The following is a 15,176-nucleotide window of genomic DNA, read 5'->3' as shown; positions in this document are numbered from 1 at the left end:
ATGAGAGAACACCCATGACCGCCGCCCACACCCGCATCCTCGAACTGCGCGCTGAACTGGATCAGCACAACTACCGTTATCACGTCCTCGACGAACCGAGCATTCCGGACGCCGAGTACGACCGCTTGTTCCAAGCGCTCAAGGCCCTGGAGGCCGAGCATCCGGAGCTGGTCACGCGTGATTCACCGACGCAGCGGGTCGGCAGTGCGGCGTTGTCGGCGTTCACCCAGGTCAAGCATGAGATTCCAATGCTGAGCCTGGGCAACGCCTTCGATGAAACCACCATGCTCGAGTTCGATCGCCGGGTTACCGAAGGTCTCGACCTGCCGGTGGGCGATCTGTTTGGCGGCGGCGCCGCCGTGGAATACAGCTGCGAGCCAAAGTTGGACGGCCTGGCGGTCAGCCTGCTGTACCAAGACGGCGAACTGGTGCGCGGCGCTACGCGGGGCGATGGCACCACCGGCGAAGATATCAGCGTGAATGTGCGCACTGTGCGCAATATCCCGTTGAAACTGCACGGCAGCGGCTGGCCGGCGACCCTGGAAGTGCGCGGCGAAGTGTTTATGTCCAAGGCCGGTTTCGAGCGCCTGAACGCCTCGCAACTGGAAGTCGGCGGCAAGACCTTCGCCAACCCGCGCAACGCCGCCGCCGGCAGCCTGCGCCAGTTGGATTCGAAAATCACCGCCAGTCGCCCGCTGGAATTCTGCTGCTACGGCATTGGCCAGGTGACGGCGGACATCAGCGACACCCACATCGGCAATCTGCAGCAGTTGCAGAAATGGGGCATGCCGATCAGTCATGAGCTGAAGTTGGCCAAGGGCATCCAGGAATGCCTGGACTACTACCGCGATATCGGCGAGCGGCGTAACAGCCTGCCCTATGAAATCGACGGCGTGGTGTTCAAGGTCAACAGCATTGCGTCCCAGCGCGAGCTGGGTTTTCGCGCCCGTGAACCGCGTTGGGCGATCGCGCACAAATTTCCGGCCATGGAAGAGCTGACCGAGCTGCTCGACGTGGAGTTCCAGGTCGGCCGTACCGGCGCCGTCACCCCGGTGGCGCGCCTCAAGCCGGTCAAGGTCGCGGGTGTAACCGTGTCCAATGCCACCCTGCACAACATGGATGAAGTGGCGCGCCTGGGCCTGATGATCGGCGACACCGTGATCATCCGCCGCGCCGGGGACGTGATCCCGCAGGTCGTATCGGTCGTCACCGAGCGCCGCCCGGAACACGCTCGCGCGGTCCATATCCCGGAAAACTGCCCGGTGTGCGGCTCCCATGTCGAGCGCACCCAACTGGTCAAACGCAGCAAGGGCAAGGAAACCGTCAGCGAAGGCGCGGTGTACCGCTGCGTCGGCCGTCTGGCCTGCGGCGCGCAGCTCAAGCAGGCGATCATCCATTTCGTCTCGCGCCGGGCGATGGATATCGACGGCCTGGGCGACAAAACCATCGAGCAATTGGTGGATGAAAAGCTCATCGCCTCGCCGGCCGACCTCTACACGCTCAAGTACGAACAGATCATCGACCTGGAAGGCTTCGCCGATGTCTCCAGCAAGAAGCTGATCAGCGCTATCGAACACAGCAAGACGCCGACCCTGGCGCGCTTCATCTACGCCCTGGGCATTCCCGACGTGGGCGAGGAGACCGCCAAGGTGTTGGCGCGCTCCCTGGCGTCCCTGGAGCGCGTGCAGCGCGCGTTGCCGCAAGTGCTGACGTACTTGCCGGACGTGGGCCTGGAAGTGGCGCACGAGATCCACAGCTTCTTTGAAGACCGCCACAACCAGGACGTGATCGGCGCGCTGCTGGCGCCGGACAAATGCGGCCTGCAACTGCAGGAACAAGGCGACCTGAGCGCCGAGTTCGCCGCCAGCACCACCCTCGGCGGTTTGCTCGACAAGCTCAACGTGCCCAGCGTTGGCCCTGGCGCCGCGCAGAAACTGGCGGACAAGTTCGGCTCCCTCGACGGCGTGATCAAGGCCGACTGGCTCGATATGCGCCAGGCACTGCCCGAGAAGCAGGCCAAGGCCGTGCGCGAGTTCTTCGATAACCCCGACCACGCCAACCTTGCCCTGGCCATCGAGCAGCAGCTCAAGGACTTCGGCATGCACTGGCAGAGCGAGAAGAAAGTGATCGAAGGCTTGCCGGAAGCGGGGCACACCTGGGTGCTGACCGGCTCCCTGGAACTGATGAGCCGTGACGTGGCCAAGGACAAGCTCGAAAGCCTCGGCGCCAAGGTGGCCGGTTCGGTGTCGGCGAAGACGTATTGTGTAGTGGCCGGGCCGGGTGCCGGTTCAAAACTGGCCAAGGCGAGTGAGTTGGGCCTGAAGGTATTGGACGAAGCCGCTTTCGTGGACTTTCTAGCCCGGCACAACATCACTGTCTGACGATTTCTTGTTCCCGTTGGGCTGCGAAGCAGCCCTTCGAAGAAAGTGGAACGATCCCGAGCGCGAAATGATCTAGTCTTGGTCGCCCCGGGAGAGATCGCTATGTACCGCTTCTTCGAACAACTCAGTTCGCGCATCGCCGCACCGTTCATGGTCGAATCCTCGCGCAACAGCAAGGTCTGGCAGTGTCGGTGTGGCCAGTCGTTGTTCTTTCGCAACAGCCAGTGCCTGGCCTGCGCGGCGCTGCTGGGTTACCACCCGCAACAAAGCCGTCTGTCCTCGCTGCAACCGGGTCCGGTCGCCGACACCTGGCTGCTGGATGACAACCTCGATGCCGGCGCTTTCCGCCGCTGCGCCAACCTCGACAGCCCGGCCGCCTGCAACTGGCTGATTCGCGCCCACAGCACCCGCTCGCTGTGCGTGGCGTGCAGCCTGAACCGCACCATTCCCGACCTGTCGATCCCCGAAAACCCCGAGCGCTGGTGCAAAGTCGAAACCGCCAAGCGCCGGCTGGTGGCGCAACTGATCAGCCTGGGCCTGCACGTCGTGCCCAAAAGCGTCGACGAAGACAACGGCCTGGCCTTCGACTTCGTCGGCATCGACCTGGAAGGCAACGCGCCGACCACCGGCCATGCCAACGGCCTGATCACCCTCGACATCAAGGAAGCCGACGACGCCCACCGCGAAAAAATCCGCGTGCAGATGCGTGAACCGTACCGCACCTTACTTGGCCACTTTCGCCATGAAGTCGGCCACTACTATTGGGATCGGCTGATCGCCAACAGCCACTGGCTTCAACCGTTTCGCAACCTGTTCGGCGACGAACGCGCCAGTTACGCCGACGCTCTCGACCAACACTACCAGAACGGCCCGCGCCCGGACTGGCAACACACCTGCGTCAGCGCCTACGCCACCATGCACCCCTGGGAAGACTGGGCCGAAACCTGGGCGCATTACCTGCACATGATGGACGCCGTCGACACCGCCCTGGGCTTCGGCATGAGCGCCCGCGAGATGGACCTGGATTACCAGCCGTTCCCCCTCGCCAGCCTCTATGACCCCGAACACCCCGGCGGCGCGGCGTTCCTGTCGTTCGTCAACGCCTGGATCGAACTCGCCGGCATGCTCAACGAACTGTCCCGCGCCATGGGCCAGCCGGATTTCTACCCCTTCGTACTGCCACCGGCAGTGATAGCCAAGCTGCACTTCATTCACCTGGTGATCCAGGAAGAGGGCGGCAGGGCGGATGAGGTCCTACAGGCACAGTCATGAACCCGTGTGGCAGGGGGAATGCTGACGGCTATGGCAAGTGCTTGAACCTCTTGATTTTTTAATCCCGCACCAATGGTTGTAACTTCCGATGAGATGGGTACAATGGCGCGGCTTGCCGAGAGGCGAGCGTCGTTATGGTGACCCCATCGGTCCCCCCGCAACGATTACCCGTGAACCTGGTCAGAGCCGGAAGGCAGCAGCCACAGCGGGAACATTGTGTGCCGGGGTGTGGCTGGTGGGGTTGCCTCCATAACGCTCCTCCTTGTAGTACCCCTTCTGTTTCAACCCCCTTTGTCTTCCTTTCAGCCGTCTGCCGGTATTTTATTGCGCAGCCTGATGTGGTCGCGTGCTGGCCTTCAAGGATGGCTGGGCCCAGGTCGAGTTCGTCAATGCTCAGGATCGGTCGTTCACCGGCTGGATCAGCCCGGATCAGTACGCGCGATTGGCCGCCCCGAAAAACTGATGTTTGATCAGTGTTGGCCGAAGGTTTCGCGCAGCAGCCCCGCGAACGCATCCCTGGCCAGATGCCGCTGCGTGTCCTTGTGCCAGAACAGCAGGTTATCCACGGCCGCCAGTTCTTCGAATCGGTACGAGGCCAACTGACTGGTCTGCTCATAGCGCGCCAGAATGCCCTCCGGCGCCAATGCCACGCCAATCCCCGCGCTGACGCAGCCGATGATCGTGCCCCAACTGGCGTAGCTGGCGATGGCCGGCTTGAGGTCGTGGGGTTTGACCCAGTTTTCCAGGGCTGCGCGATAAGGGCAGCCGGGCGGCCAGACCAGTAGGGTGCGTCCTGCCAGTCCTCGGCGCCGTTGATCGGCGCGCTGGAGGGGCTGGCGATCAGCACCAGGCGTTCGCTGTAGACCACGCTGTGTTCGAGCTTGGCGCGTGTGTTGCCGGCGGCTACCAGCGCCACGTCCAGGCGGTGGTGTTGCAGGTCGTCGAGCAGTTGGCTCCAGGCACCCGTCACCAGTTCCAGGCTGACGTCGGGATAGCGTCGATGGTATTCCGCCAGCAGCGGTGGCAGCCGGCCGCTGGCACTGGACTCCACCGCGCCGATACGCAAGGTGCCTCGCGGGATCGCATTGGCGCCCACCGCTCGTTTGGATTCGTCCACCAGTGCTAGGATGCGCTCGCAGTAATCGAGGAAGATTTCACCGGCGGCACTGATCGCCAGCCCGCGTCCGGCACGGATGAACAACGGCGTGCCCAATTCGCTTTCCAGCTGTTTGATGCGCGTGGTGATGTTCGACGGCACGCAATGCAATTGCAGCGCGGCCTGGGCCACGCTGCCGGTTTGCGCCACGGCTCGCACCATCTTCAGTTGGGCCATTTCCATCGCTCAGTTCCACTGATTTCAGAAGTCAGAAACGCTTAATTGTCCTGCCGCATGACCCGGCCAAGACTGGCGGCACTCCTTTTCTGTTTCTGGATGCCATCGATGAATGCCCCGTCACCCGCAAAGCTTACGCTAGTCATCGCCAGCGTGATCCTCTGTTGGGCCTATTCGCCGATTGGCGTACACATGGGGCTGCACAGTTATAACCCCGGCCAGTTGGCGTTGGTGCGGTTTCTGGTCGCATCGGTGTTCATGGGCGGCGTGGCGCTGGTGCAGGGCATCAGCCAGCCGCGCCTGCGGGATGTGCCATGGTTGCTGGTGCTGGGATTTTTCGGGGTGTTCCTGCATCACACCTGCCTCAACTACGGGCAGCAATGGGTGACAGCGGCGGCATCCAGTGTATTGGCGCAGTCGGCGCCACTGTTCAGTGTACTGATTGCGTTTTTTGGCTTGAAGGAGCGGATCAGCGCCTGGCGCTGGAGCTGCGTAGTGCTGGGGTTGCTCGGCGTGCTGGTGGTGATCTGGGGTGAGCAGGGTGTGGGTGACATCGATCCACGTGGTCTGTTGATCCTGTTGGCGGCGGTGTCGTGGAGCGTGTATTTCGCCATCCAGAAGCACTATGCCCACCGCTACAGCCCGTTGACCCTGGCGTGCTACATGGTGTGGTCGGGCACCCTGATGCTCTGCGTGAACCTGCCCGGCCTGCCCGCCGCCGTGGCGCAGGCGCCCTGGCCGGAAAACCTGGCGGTGCTGGTCCTGGGCATTTTCCCCAGCGCCCTGGCGTACCTTGCCTGGGCCTACGTGTTGAAGCATGTCGAGGTCAGCCGTGCATCGGTGGCGATGTACTTGGTTCCCCCGGTGGCCATGGCGATGGCGGCGACACTGCTGGGCGAGCACCTTGCCGGGCAGGTGATGCTCGGCGCGGTGATCGTGCTCGCCAGCGTGGCGGCCATCAGCCTGGAAGGACGCTGGCGGCGCTGCTCAGTCGCTCATGCAGAACGCCCGCAACCGATGGCCGTCGAGATCCTGGGCGACAAAGGTGTAGCCAAAGTCCACGACGGTCGGTGACTGAATGATCGTGGCGCCACGTTCCAGCCATTGGTCGTGCAGGGTATCCACGGCCGCCTGGTCGGGCAGGGCGAAACCCACTTCGCCGCCGCCGCCCGTGGCTTGGGCCGCCGGTTGCACGGTGTGGCGCGACCACAGGCCCAGCTTTACACCATTATTGAGAATGAACAGGGCAAAGGTAGGGTTCAACTCAACCGGTGCTTTGTCCAGCAGGCGGCTGTAGAAGTTGGCGCTGGTGGCGGGGCTGTCGACATACAGCAGGAAGTAATGGGCAACGGTGTTCATTGGGGCTCCTTGAGAACGGGGGTGGTTGAGCCCAGTCTATAAGGTGGCCCTGTCAGTTCTTGTCAGGAGCGTGCAAGGGCACTGCGTTTTCGCCGGTGTACAGCTTGATGATGTCGTCGATTTCGCCTGACATTTTCATCTGCAGCAGGGTGCGCAGGATTTGTTGCACCGGCAGGTCCGGGTCGTTGCGCACAACGCAGCCCAGGCTTTGCTCCTCGAGCATGGCAACTTTGTGCAGTCGCTGATCCATCGGCAGGTTCTGGTTGAAGCGGTCGACGATCCATTCATTGGCCACCGCATACTTGAAGCGCCCGGCCACCAGTTTGTGCAGCACCTGCTCTTCGCTGCGGGCGTCGTCGCGCCTCAATTGGCCGTTGGCGAACAGCGGGTCGAGTGTGGAGTAGCGGTAATTGAGCACTGTTCCGATCGACTGCGGCGCCAGCTGGGTCACTTGCACCGGATGGCTGTGAGCGCTGACCAATACGTTGCGCTGGACCAGCAGCGGGAGGCTCCAGATGTAGTCGTCAGACAAATTGTTGAGCCAGGCCTGGGCGACATAACAGCGCACATCGATGTCGCCATGGGCCATCGCGCTGGCAATGCGTGCCCTGGACAGTACGTGGAACTCGACCGGGCGGCCGACCTGGGTGGCCAGGCTCAACATCAGGTCATACAAAATGCCCTGGGTGGGTCGGCCGTCCTCCACTTGCACCATGGGCATCGCCCAACTGTCGGAAACAGAGAAACGCAACGGTGCGGGCGCCGCCAGGCTGGCCGTGGTGATCATCCATAAAGCGCCCAGGACTACGCGCATACACTCTCCGGGTTCAGGCCTTTTCATGGCCAATCTGGCAATCTTAGTCAGATTAGGCAAGCGTGCCGGATGCAATTTCCCCCTTGCTCCGCTAGCATTACCGGCTCCGCTTCTCAGTTGCGACGGTTTTCGATGAGTTATCAGGTTCTTGCACGTAAATGGCGCCCGCGCTCGTTCCGCGAAATGGTCGGCCAGACCCATGTGCTCAAGGCTCTGATCAATGCCTTGGACAGCCAACGGCTACACCACGCCTACCTGTTTACCGGTACTCGCGGTGTCGGCAAGACAACCATTGCCCGAATCATTGCCAAATGCCTGAACTGCGAAACGGGTATCACCTCGACGCCCTGCGGTACCTGCTCGGTGTGCCGCGAGATCGACGAAGGGCGTTTCGTCGACCTGATCGAGATCGACGCCGCGAGCCGCACCAAGGTCGAAGACACTCGCGAGCTGCTCGATAACGTGCAGTACGCGCCGAGCCGCGGCCGCTTCAAGGTCTACCTGATCGACGAAGTCCACATGCTCTCCAGCCACTCGTTCAACGCCTTGTTGAAAACTCTGGAAGAGCCGCCGCCCTACGTCAAATTCATCCTGGCCACCACCGATCCGCAGAAACTCCCTGCAACGATTTTGTCGCGGTGCCTGCAGTTCTCCCTTAAAAACATGACCCCGGAGCGCGTGGTCGAGCACTTGACCCACGTGCTGGGTGTCGAGAACGTGCCGTTTGAAGACGACGCACTGTGGCTGCTCGGCCGCGCTGCCGATGGTTCGATGCGTGATGCCATGAGCCTCACCGACCAGGCTATCGCCTTTGGTGAAGGCAAGGTCATGGCCGCCGATGTGCGAGCGATGCTTGGCACTCTCGACCACGGTCAGGTGTTCGACGTGTTGCACGCGTTGATCGAAGGCGACGCCAAGGCGTTGCTCGAAGCTGTGCGCCACTTGTCGGAGCAAGGTCCGGACTGGAACGGCGTGCTCTCGGAAATCCTCAACGTGCTGCACCGCGTCGCCATCGCCCAGGCCCTGCCGGAGGGTGTCGACAACGGCCACGGCGACCGCGACCGCGTGTTGGCGCTGGCCCAGGCGTTGCCGGCCGAAGACGTGCAGTTCTACTACCAGATGGGTCTGATCGGTCGCAGGGATTTGCCCCTGGCGCCGGACCCACGCGGCGGCTTCGAAATGGTCCTGCTGCGCATGCTGGCCTTCCGGCCCGCCGACTCGACAGACGCGCCGAGACAGCCGCTAAAGCCAGTGGGGATCAGCCAGGCCACAGTTGATTCCGCCAAACCCGTGGCTGGCGCGGCGGTGGTCGCGCCAGTGGTTGCTGCACCTGCACCTGCGCCGGTTGCGCCGGTGCCTGAGCCTGAGCCTGTGGTTGTCGCGCCTGTGGTCGCGCCTGAACCGGTGGTCGAGCCAGCCCCGGCCCCGGTGGTCGACTTGCCCTGGAATGCCCCGGTGGAGGCTGAGCCCGCCGTGGAACCCATGCTGGAAACCGCCGGCGAGCAGCCCGAGCTAACGCCGATGCCCACACCGACCCCGGACAGCGTGGTGCCGGACGCGCCGGAGTGGGTCAGCGCGCCCGCCCCCGAGCCGACTGTCGCCCAGGTGGACGCCGCAACGCACGGCATCGACCTCGACGACGAACCGCCGCTGGACGAAGACTACATCGAGCCGGACATCGATTCGGCCTACAGCTACCTGGACGAACTGGCCAGTGAGCACGCTGCCGAGCCTGCCCCCGAACCCGAAGCGGAACCCGCTGCGGCGCCAGCCACCGGCCTGGCCCTGCAATGGCTGGAGTTGTTCCCGAAACTGCCGATTTCCGGCATGACCGGTAGCATCGCAGCCAACTGCACCCTGATCGCCATCGAGGGCGACCACTGGGTGCTGCACCTGGACCCGGCCCACAGCGCCCTGTTCAATACGACCCAGCAGCGCCGGCTCAATGATGCCCTCAACCAGTACCACGAGCGCACGCTGACCATCGCCATCGAGTTGATCAAGCCCGAGCAGGAAACCCCAGCCCAGGCCGCGACCCGCCGGCGCCTCAATCGCCAGCGCGAGGCCGAGGAGTCGATCCACGGTGACCCGCTCATCCAGCAATTGATGCAACAGTTCGGTGCGGTCGTCCGTCACGATACTATTGAACCTGTCGAAGCCCCGGTGCCCCAGGCGTCATAACCCGGGCTACTTATTGATCCACGTACTTTTGAGGTGATTCCCATGATGAAAGGTGGCATGGCCGGCCTGATGAAGCAGGCGCAGCAGATGCAGGAAAAAATGGCCAAGATGCAGGAAGAGCTGGCCAACGCCGAAGTCACCGGTAAAGCCGGTGGCGATATGGTCAGCGTGGTGATGACCGGTCGTCACGACATCAAGCGCGTGAGCATCGACCCGAGCCTGCTCGAAGGCGTCAGTGATGACGACCGTGAAGTGCTGGAAGATCTGTTCGCTGCGGCCGTCAATGACGCTGTGCGCAAGATCGAAGCCAACAGCCAGGACAAAATGTCCGGCGTGACCGCTGGCATGCAACTGCCTCCGGGCATGAAACTGCCGTTCTGATCGGCCAGCCTTAGCTAGACTGAAATGCCAGGCATCGCGCCTGGCATTTTTTTTGGCTGTTAACCCCTCTGCATTTGCTACCGGGCGGCAACTATGACGAACCTCGGCGCCTTGGCCAGTGTCTGCACTTAATGCCATTGAATTCGCTCATCGATAAAGGAGTCCCTCGATGCCTCAAGCACCGATTCTTAACCAGCGCATTGTTCTCGTCTCGCGCCCTCAAGGCGCGCCAACCCCGGAAAACTTCCGCCTCGAACGCGTGACGCTGCCGGAACTGGCAGACGGCCAAGTCTTGTTGAAGACGCTGTACCTGTCCCTCGACCCCTACATGCGTGGGCGCATGAGTGATGCTCCGTCCTACGCCGCTCCGGTAGAAATCGACGAAGTGATGACGGGTGGCGCTGTCAGCCGTATCGAGCAGTCGCGCAACCCGAAATTCGAAGTGGGCGACCTGGTGGTCGGCTCCACTGGCTGGCAAAGCCACAGCGTTTGCGACGGTCGCAACCTGATACCGGTGCCCAACGGCCTGGCCAGTCCGTCGATGGCATTGGGTGTGCTGGGCATGCCGGGCATGACCGCCTACATGGGCCTGATGGATATCGGCCAGCCCAAAGCCGGGGAAACCCTGGTGGTGGCGGCAGCGTCCGGTGCGGTGGGCTCGGTGGTGGGCCAGGTGGCCAAGCTCAAGGGCCTGCGCGTGGTGGGGGTTGCGGGCGGGGCCGACAAGTGCCGTTACGTGGTGGATGAACTGGGCTTTGATGCCTGCATTGACCACAAAAGCGAGCACTTCGCCGATGAATTGGCCCATGCCTGTTTCAAGGGCGTGGATATCTACTTTGAAAGCGTCGGTGGCAAGGTGTTCGATGCCGTGGTGCCGCTGCTCAACCCCAAGGCGCGGATTCCGCTGTGCGGGCTGATCGCCGGTTATAACGCCGATGAAGCGCCGAGCGGCCCTGATCGACTGCCGGCGCTGCAACGCACCTTGTTGACCAAGCGCGTGCGTATCCAGGGCTTTATCGTGTTCGATGACTACGGCGATCGCCAGCCGGAATTCCTCAGCGCCATGGCGCCGTGGGTACGTGACGGCAAGATCAAGTTCCGCGAAGACGTGGTCGATGGCCTGGAGCAGGCGCCTGAAGCGTTTATCGGTTTGCTCGAAGGACGCAACTTCGGCAAGTTGGTGGTACGCGTCGCGCAGGATTGAGCATTTGACGCTAATCCGGGGCGCGGGTATAAACCGCGTCTCGTTGTTTTGTCGGACCTTTCGCCCATGAGCTTCAGCCCCCTGATTCGCCAACTGATCGACGCCCTGCGTACCTTACCCGGCGTCGGCCAGAAAACCGCCCAGCGCATGGCGCTGCAACTGCTGGAGCGTGATCGCAGCGGCGGTACCCGGTTGGCCCAGGCCTTGAGCCAGGCCATGGAAGGCGTTGGCCACTGTCGCCAGTGCCGCACCCTCACCGAAGAAGAACTCTGCCCGCAATGCGCCGACCCTCGCCGCGATGACACGCTGTTGTGCGTGGTGGAAGGACCGATGGACGTGTACGCGGTGGAGCAGACCGGTTATCGCGGGCGCTACTTCGTGCTCAAAGGCCATCTGTCGCCGTTGGACGGTCTGGGCCCCGAGGCCATCGGCATTCCGCAACTGGTGGCGCGGATTGAAGCGCAGGGCACCTTTACCGAGGTGATTCTGGCCACCAACCCGACCGTGGAAGGTGAAGCGACCGCCCATTACATTGCCCAACTGCTGAGCAACAAAGGCCTGGTCACCTCACGTATCGCCCACGGCGTGCCGCTGGGTGGCGAGCTGGAATTGGTGGACGGCGGCACCCTGGCACACTCGTTCGCAGGGCGTAAACCGATCGCCCTCTAAGCCACGCCGCAGGACAAGTTGTGGGAGGGGGATTGCTCCCGATAGCGGTGCTTCAGTCACCTTTGCATTGGCTGATATGCCGCCATCGGGAGCAAGCCCCCTCCCACATTGGTTTTGTGTTGTCGGTGATATACGTGCCTGGTTTGATGGGCAAGCAAGTTGTCCATCGAGGGCGCCAGTTCAGACAACCCTCAGCGCTCGCTCAACGCAAACTGCGTCAGGCAAAACGTTGGAATCTCCATATCTTCCAGGCGTTGCGAGCCACCCAGCTCCGGCAGGTCGATAATCGCCGCCGCTTCAAAAACCTTCGCGCCCATGCGCCGCACCAGGTTCGCCGCAGCGATCAGCGTGCCGCCGGTGGCGATCAGGTCATCGAAGATCAGCACCGAGTCGCCCTCACACAGGCTGTCGGCATGCACTTCGAGGAAGGCTTCGCCGTATTCGGTCTGGTAACCCTCGGCCAGCACGTCGGCCGGCAGCTTGCCTTGCTTGCGGAACAGGATCAGCGGTTTGTTCAATTGGTAGGCGATGATCGAGCCGATCAGGAAACCCCGGGCATCCATCGCACCAATGTGGCTGAAATCGGCTTCGACATAGCGGTGGACAAAGGTGTCGGCCACCAGGCGCAGGGCCTTGGGCGACTGGAACAGCGGCGTGATGTCGCGAAAGATCACCCCAGGCTTGGGGAAGTCGATGACAGGGCGGATCAGGGATTTGATGTCGAACGAATCGAAGGTCATCGTCGAAGAGTCCTGGGGCGGAAAACGGACTCGAAGTATACCTTGCGGCCTTGCCGATTGGCGCGGCCGCAAATGTCTGGATCAGCCCTCCAGGGAGCCGCCCGCCAACGCACACAGTTGGATCGGGTCGAGGATATGCACTTCCTTGCCTTCGGCGGCAAGCAGCTCGTTCTGCTGGAAACGGGTAAACACCCGGGACACGGTTTCTACCGCCAGGCCCAGGTAATTGCCGATTTCATTGCGCGACATGCTCAGGCGGAACTGGTTGGCCGAGAAACCACGGGCACGGAATCGCGCTGACAGGTTGACCAGGAAGGTGGCGATACGCTCGTCGGCGGTTTTCTTCGACAGCAGCAGCATCATTTGCTGGTCGTCACGAATCTCGCGGCTCATGACGCGCATCAGTTGGCGGCGCAGTTGCGGCAATTGCAGGGCCAGTTCGTCCAGGCGCTCGAAAGGAATTTCGCATACCGATGTGGTTTCCAGGGCCTGGGCCGACACCGGATGAATCTCGGTGTCCATTCCCGACAGTCCGACCAGCTCGCTCGGCAGGTGGAAGCCGGTGATCTGCTCTTCGCCGCTGTCGCTCAGGCTGAATGTCTTCAATGCACCCGAACGTACTGCATAGACGGAATCGAACTTGTCGCCCTGGCGAAACAGAAACTCGCCTTTTTTCAGCGGGCGCCCGCGTTTAACGATTTCGTCCAGCGCATCCATGTCTTCCAGATTCAATGAAAGTGGTAAGCAGAGGGGTGCCAGGCTGCAATCCTTGCAATGGGCCTGGCTGTTAGCGCGCAGCTTAACGGGCTCGGACATTTCTTAAATCCTTGTGGGAAAACACACATAAGACGTAAGGGTAACGCACTGTGGGTAGAAGAGGCCAGCATGGACGAAAAACCAATGGGTATGAAGATTTTCCAGCAGCGGCCGATGCATTGCTGTCGAACAGAAACTCAGTGGTTTACAAAATGCTTTCTTTTACTACGAATTTGGTTTCTCGCACCCTGATACAGGTGCAGCCTGAAACCAAACAGGTTAATGCCGCAAACGAAATTGCTGCGGCGTCGGCTACCGATGAGGTCAAACCGGCGGTTTCCGTCACTATTTCCGGCGCTGCAATGAAAGCTTCGGCAACCGAAAAAAACGCCAACAGTGACATTGACGACAGCGGCCTGGCAGACAACGTCAAGAATTTGCTGAAGATGCTTCGTAATATCAAGAAGCAAATTGCCGAGAAGCAGGCAGAGATGGCTGCAGTGATGGCTGATAAGCGCCTCAGCCCTGAACAAGCACGCGCCAAGCTTTCCGGCTTGCAAGCTGCTTTGGGCGGGCTGCAAGCCAGCATGACCAGCGCTCAGGCTTCCCTGGCCAAAGTGATGAAGGGCATGGGTGCCAGCGATGCGATGACCACCGCCAGCCTGGCGATGAAGTAGGCGCGCTCAGATCACCCGCGAAAACCGCTGCCTGTTCTGATGCTCAAGATAGGCATCGAACACCATGCACACCGAGCGCACCAGCAGCCGCCCGGCGGGTAGAACGCAAATGCCTTGTGCGTTCAGTTCGATCAAGCCGTCTTCGGCCATCGTTTCAAGTTGTGGCCAGATGTCGTCGAAGTAGCCGCGAAAATCGATATTGAACGCCTGTTCGATCTGCTCGAAGGTCAGGCTGAAATTGCAGATCAATTGCTGAATCACTTCCCGCCGCAACCGATCATCGGTGGTGCAGATCAGGCCGCGGTTGGTCGCCAGTTGCGCATCGGCCAGGGCGTGCTGGTAGCTATTGATGTCGCTGGTGTTCTGGCAATACAGATCGCCGATCTGGCTGATGGCCGAGACCCCAAGCCCGATCAGGTCGCAATGACCGTGAGTGGTATAGCCCTGGAAGTTGCGTTGCAGGGTGCCTTCTTCCTGGGCGATGGCCAATTCGTCATCCGGTAGCGCGAAGTGGTCCATGCCGATATAGCGGTAGCCAGCGTTGGTCAGTTGTTCGATGGTGGTTTGCAGCATCAGCAGTTTTGCCTCCGGGGACGGCAGTTCATCGGCGTTGATCCGCCGCTGAGGCATGAAACGTTCCGGCAAGTGCGCATAGTTGAACACTGACAGGCGATCCGGTTGCAGCTTGATCACCTCTTCTATGGTGCGCGCGAAGTTGATCGGTGTTTGCTTGGGCAGGCCGTAGATCAGGTCGATATTGATCGAGCGGTACTGCAGGGTGCGCGCCGCATCGATGACGGCGCGGGTCTCTTCCAGGCTTTGCAGGCGGTTGACCGCCCGTTGCACTTCGGGGTCGAGGTCTTGCAGGCCGATACTGACGCGGTTGAAGCCCAACTCGCGCAGCAGCCCCATGGTTGCCCAGTCGGCTTCGCGCGGGTCGATCTCGATGCTGTAGTCGCCGGAATCATCATCGAGCAGGTTGAAATGCTTACGCAGGGAGGTCATCACCTGGCGCAGTTCGTCATGGCTGAGAAAGGTCGGGGTGCCGCCGCCGAAATGCAGCTGTTCCACGGTTTGTTTCGGGTCGAGGTGGCAGGCGATCAGTTGGATCTCCTGTTCCAGGCGCTGCAGGTAGGGTTGGGCGCGGCCGCGGTCCTTGGTGATGACTTTGTTGCAGGCACAGTAATAGCAAATGTTTGCGCAGAACGGCACGTGCACATACAGCGACAACGGTCGTGCAGCCTTGCGGCTGTCGCGCAGGGCGTGGAGCAGGTCGAACGAGCCAACCTCGCTTTCAAATTGCACAGCGGTGGGGTAGGACGTGTAGCGCGGTCCGGCCAAGTCGTAGCGGTGAATCAGATTGGTGTCCCAACGAATGGCGTCGAGCATGCGGGCGTTCCCCCGGATAG

Annotated in this window: 14 protein-coding genes, 1 other RNA gene and 1 pseudogene; 10 read left to right on the top strand and 6 right to left on the bottom strand. The window is 61.6% G+C overall.

Annotated features, from left to right (window positions below):
- The first annotated feature begins 14 nt into the window (after positions 1-14).
- The 3 genes from ligA (at position 15) to ffs (ending at position 3,894) form a co-directional block, all read left to right on the top strand.
- Positions 15-2,381, top strand: coding sequence for an NAD-dependent DNA ligase LigA (gene ligA / locus P3S72_RS22680; protein WP_276194312.1), 2,367 nt, complete (start codon positions 15-17; stop codon positions 2,379-2,381).
- Between the two features lie 102 nt (positions 2,382-2,483).
- Positions 2,484-3,653 (top strand): putative zinc-binding metallopeptidase, encoded by a 1,170-nt coding sequence (locus tag P3S72_RS22675; protein ID WP_276194311.1) that lies wholly within the window; start codon positions 2,484-2,486, stop codon positions 3,651-3,653.
- A 144-nt stretch (positions 3,654-3,797) separates the two neighbouring features.
- Positions 3,798-3,894, top strand: an RNA gene (gene ffs / locus P3S72_RS22670) — signal recognition particle sRNA small type.
- A 229-nt stretch (positions 3,895-4,123) separates the two neighbouring features.
- On the opposite strand, the pseudogene P3S72_RS22665 reads toward ffs, so the two are convergent.
- Positions 4,124-4,926: pseudogene (locus tag P3S72_RS22665) on the bottom strand (LysR substrate-binding domain-containing protein).
- Between P3S72_RS22665 and P3S72_RS22660 the strand changes: the two are divergent.
- Together P3S72_RS22660 and P3S72_RS22655 are read left to right on the top strand one after the other, a co-directional pair.
- Positions 4,859-5,008, top strand: a complete 150-nt coding sequence (locus P3S72_RS22660) for a hypothetical protein (protein ID WP_276198018.1) — start codon at positions 4,859-4,861, stop codon at positions 5,006-5,008. The pseudogene P3S72_RS22665 and the gene P3S72_RS22660 overlap by 68 nt on opposite strands.
- Positions 5,009-5,094: 86 nt before the next feature.
- Positions 5,095-6,060, top strand: coding sequence for a DMT family transporter (locus tag P3S72_RS22655; RefSeq protein WP_276194310.1), 966 nt, complete (start codon positions 5,095-5,097; stop codon positions 6,058-6,060).
- Here P3S72_RS22655 and P3S72_RS22650 read toward each other — a convergent pair.
- Together P3S72_RS22650 and P3S72_RS22645 are read right to left on the bottom strand one after the other, a co-directional pair.
- Positions 5,974-6,345, bottom strand: coding sequence for a VOC family protein (locus P3S72_RS22650; RefSeq protein WP_276194309.1), 372 nt, complete (start codon positions 6,343-6,345; stop codon positions 5,974-5,976). The two genes, P3S72_RS22655 and P3S72_RS22650, sit on opposite strands and share 87 nt — an antisense overlap.
- Before the next feature lie 52 nt (positions 6,346-6,397).
- Entirely contained in the window at positions 6,398-7,159 is a 762-nt protein-coding gene (locus P3S72_RS22645; RefSeq protein ID WP_276194308.1) for a transporter substrate-binding domain-containing protein, read from the bottom strand.
- Positions 7,160-7,291: 132 nt separating this feature from the next.
- Here P3S72_RS22645 and dnaX point away from each other — a divergent pair, with 132 nt between their 5' ends.
- From dnaX to recR, 4 genes are all read left to right on the top strand, one after another.
- A complete protein-coding gene (dnaX, locus tag P3S72_RS22640) occupies positions 7,292-9,340 on the top strand; it encodes a DNA polymerase III subunit gamma/tau (protein ID WP_276194306.1) in 2,049 nt (682 codons plus the stop codon).
- Between the two features lie 42 nt (positions 9,341-9,382).
- Positions 9,383-9,721, top strand: a complete 339-nt coding sequence (locus tag P3S72_RS22635) for a YbaB/EbfC family nucleoid-associated protein (protein ID WP_017527493.1) — start codon at positions 9,383-9,385, stop codon at positions 9,719-9,721.
- Positions 9,722-9,890: 169 nt separating this feature from the next.
- Positions 9,891-10,925 (top strand): NADP-dependent oxidoreductase, encoded by a 1,035-nt coding sequence (locus tag P3S72_RS22630; RefSeq protein WP_276194305.1) that lies wholly within the window; start codon positions 9,891-9,893, stop codon positions 10,923-10,925.
- Between the two features lie 66 nt (positions 10,926-10,991).
- Positions 10,992-11,594 (top strand): recombination mediator RecR, encoded by a 603-nt coding sequence (gene recR / locus P3S72_RS22625; protein ID WP_017845247.1) that lies wholly within the window; start codon positions 10,992-10,994, stop codon positions 11,592-11,594.
- Between the two features lie 191 nt (positions 11,595-11,785).
- Here the strand turns inward: recR and P3S72_RS22620 are convergent, their stop codons facing one another.
- Together P3S72_RS22620 and fnr are read right to left on the bottom strand one after the other, a co-directional pair.
- Entirely contained in the window at positions 11,786-12,334 is a 549-nt protein-coding gene (locus P3S72_RS22620; protein WP_247406047.1) for an adenine phosphoribosyltransferase, read from the bottom strand.
- A gap of 81 nt (positions 12,335-12,415) precedes the next feature.
- Positions 12,416-13,150: a fumarate/nitrate reduction transcriptional regulator Fnr gene (gene fnr / locus P3S72_RS22615; RefSeq protein ID WP_276194304.1), complete on the bottom strand. Its 735-nt coding sequence runs from the start codon at positions 13,148-13,150 to the stop codon at positions 12,416-12,418.
- A gap of 152 nt (positions 13,151-13,302) precedes the next feature.
- On the opposite strand from fnr, the gene P3S72_RS22610 reads away from it, so the two are divergent.
- A complete protein-coding gene (locus P3S72_RS22610) occupies positions 13,303-13,767 on the top strand; it encodes a hypothetical protein (RefSeq protein WP_276194303.1) in 465 nt (154 codons plus the stop codon).
- Between the two features lie 6 nt (positions 13,768-13,773).
- Here P3S72_RS22610 and hemN read toward each other — a convergent pair whose 3' ends face one another.
- Complete coding sequence (gene hemN / locus P3S72_RS22605; RefSeq protein WP_276194302.1) at positions 13,774-15,156, bottom strand: oxygen-independent coproporphyrinogen III oxidase; 1,383 nt, start codon at positions 15,154-15,156, stop codon at positions 13,774-13,776.
- Positions 15,157-15,176 lie beyond the last annotated feature (20 nt).

Origin of the sequence: Pseudomonas sp. D3 (genome assembly GCF_029320995.1) — a bacterium.
In the GTDB taxonomy this organism is placed as follows: domain Bacteria; phylum Pseudomonadota; class Gammaproteobacteria; order Pseudomonadales; family Pseudomonadaceae; genus Aquipseudomonas; species Aquipseudomonas paraveronii.
The sequence above is the reverse complement of the archived record's forward strand: the minus strand, read 5'-3'. Positions and strand labels throughout refer to the sequence as shown.

Excerpts from the sequence above, each read along its gene's own strand:
- ligA (WP_276194312.1), top strand. The coding sequence starts at position 15 with ATGACCGCCGCCCACACCCGCATCCTCGAACTGCGCGCTGAACTGGAT.
- P3S72_RS22675 (WP_276194311.1), top strand. The coding sequence starts at position 2,484 with ATGTACCGCTTCTTCGAACAACTCAGTTCGCGCATCGCCGCACCGTTC.
- P3S72_RS22655 (WP_276194310.1), top strand. The coding sequence starts at position 5,095 with ATGAATGCCCCGTCACCCGCAAAGCTTACGCTAGTCATCGCCAGCGTG.
- P3S72_RS22650 (WP_276194309.1), bottom strand. The coding sequence starts at position 6,345 with ATGAACACCGTTGCCCATTACTTCCTGCTGTATGTCGACAGCCCCGCC.
- P3S72_RS22645 (WP_276194308.1), bottom strand. The coding sequence starts at position 7,159 with ATGCGCGTAGTCCTGGGCGCTTTATGGATGATCACCACGGCCAGCCTG.
- dnaX (WP_276194306.1), top strand. The coding sequence starts at position 7,292 with ATGAGTTATCAGGTTCTTGCACGTAAATGGCGCCCGCGCTCGTTCCGC.
- P3S72_RS22635 (WP_017527493.1), top strand. The coding sequence starts at position 9,383 with ATGATGAAAGGTGGCATGGCCGGCCTGATGAAGCAGGCGCAGCAGATG.
- P3S72_RS22630 (WP_276194305.1), top strand. The coding sequence starts at position 9,891 with ATGCCTCAAGCACCGATTCTTAACCAGCGCATTGTTCTCGTCTCGCGC.
- recR (WP_017845247.1), top strand. The coding sequence starts at position 10,992 with ATGAGCTTCAGCCCCCTGATTCGCCAACTGATCGACGCCCTGCGTACC.
- P3S72_RS22620 (WP_247406047.1), bottom strand. The coding sequence starts at position 12,334 with ATGACCTTCGATTCGTTCGACATCAAATCCCTGATCCGCCCTGTCATC.
- fnr (WP_276194304.1), bottom strand. The coding sequence starts at position 13,150 with ATGTCCGAGCCCGTTAAGCTGCGCGCTAACAGCCAGGCCCATTGCAAG.
- P3S72_RS22610 (WP_276194303.1), top strand. The coding sequence starts at position 13,303 with ATGCTTTCTTTTACTACGAATTTGGTTTCTCGCACCCTGATACAGGTG.
- hemN (WP_276194302.1), bottom strand. The coding sequence starts at position 15,156 with ATGCTCGACGCCATTCGTTGGGACACCAATCTGATTCACCGCTACGAC.